Annotated in this window: 1 protein-coding gene and 1 pseudogene; both read right to left on the bottom strand. The window is 72.5% G+C overall.

All coding sequences use genetic code 11. The features are described 5' to 3' along the window. Nucleotides 1-663, bottom strand: a 663-nt coding sequence (locus tag EYA84_RS32000) for a copper resistance CopC family protein (protein WP_131057875.1), incomplete at its 3' end; no start/stop codon positions are given. 118 nt (nucleotides 664-781) lie between these two features. Then, nucleotides 782-1,237 (bottom strand): annotated as a pseudogene (locus EYA84_RS32850) (DUF2470 domain-containing protein); the annotation flags it as partial.

Raw genomic sequence — 1,237 nt, 5'->3', positions numbered from 1 at the left:
GGCGAGCCATCCGGGGCCGCCCCCGCCGTCGCCGGAAGATGAGGAGGGCTCGGTCATCGCCGGTGCGGGGGCCGCCTCGGGTGAGGCGGCGGGCGTCGCGCCGGACCCGGACGTCCCGTGCTGCTCGGCGGCGGCGAGCAGTGCCGGGGCGGGCTGGTCTGTGGGCGCCTTCCAGCCGGCGGGTGCCTTGGTGACCGGTCCGGTGTAGCGGAAGCTCATGGTGCCGCGTACGGTCTCGCCGTCGGAGGCGACGGAGAGGTAGCTGACCGAGTAGCGGCCGGTCGCGGGCAGGTGCGCGAGGGTCACCACCGCCGGGAAGCCGGTGGCGTACTCGCGTGGCTCGAAGACACCGTCGACCAGGAAGTACTCCCGGACCGGGCGGTCCAGCGGCGTGGGCGTCCCGTGTGTCCAGCCGTTGTCGACCCGGGCGCCACCCGGCGCGGTGACGGCGAAGTACGCGTCGTCCCGGACCTGCTCGGTGAATTGCAGCTCTACCGTGGTCAGTGGTGTGTCGACGGTGGCGCCCTCCGCCGGTGTGGACGTCGCCAGGGTGCCGTGGGCGGCGGCCGGTGGGGTGGACCCGAGGAGGACGGCGGCCGAGGCGAGGACGAGCGCGAGGAGGCCCGAGACCACGCGTCGGGGAGCCGTTGGGAGTCGACGCATCCGGTCATCGTTGCGACGGCCGGGCTTCGTTCAATAGCCCGTCATCTTTTTATTCAGATAGCAAAAGTTATGCCCTCCCTGACTCAACCTGTCGGCGCCTCCGACGAAACAGCGAGGGTCAGTGCCGGTCGCACGGGTGGAACAGCACCGGATGCAGCCGCTGCACCAGGTCCTCCTGCCCGTTCAGCGGCGGAGTGAAGCAGAGCCGGTAGCAGGCGCTCCCGCCGCTGGGGGTGGGAATCGACACCAGCAGCCCGTACCGGTCCAGCCGCAGCGGACACGGCAGACAGTCGGCGGGCAGGTCGACCCCGGCGGCGACCAACTGCCGCCGCAGGAACGGATAGAACCGGGTGCCGTGGTGGTCGACCAGGTCGACCAGGAGCGGTCGCTCCATCGCGGAGATCGGGTCGGGCGCGGCGGCCCGGTAGTCGGCGAGCCGTACCGGCAGGTCCCGGTCCCGGCCGGCGAGCGTGACGCGTTTCGGCACCACCTCCACGATGACCGTCTCCGCGCCGATGTCCAGCAGGTCCGGGTCGGGCAGGGTGGCCGCCACCGCGTCGGCGGCGGCGCGGGC

Source organism: Verrucosispora sp. SN26_14.1 (assembly GCF_004307965.1).
Taxonomy (GTDB): domain Bacteria; phylum Actinomycetota; class Actinomycetes; order Mycobacteriales; family Micromonosporaceae; genus Micromonospora.
This window is presented reverse-complemented; position numbering and strand designations above follow the sequence as displayed.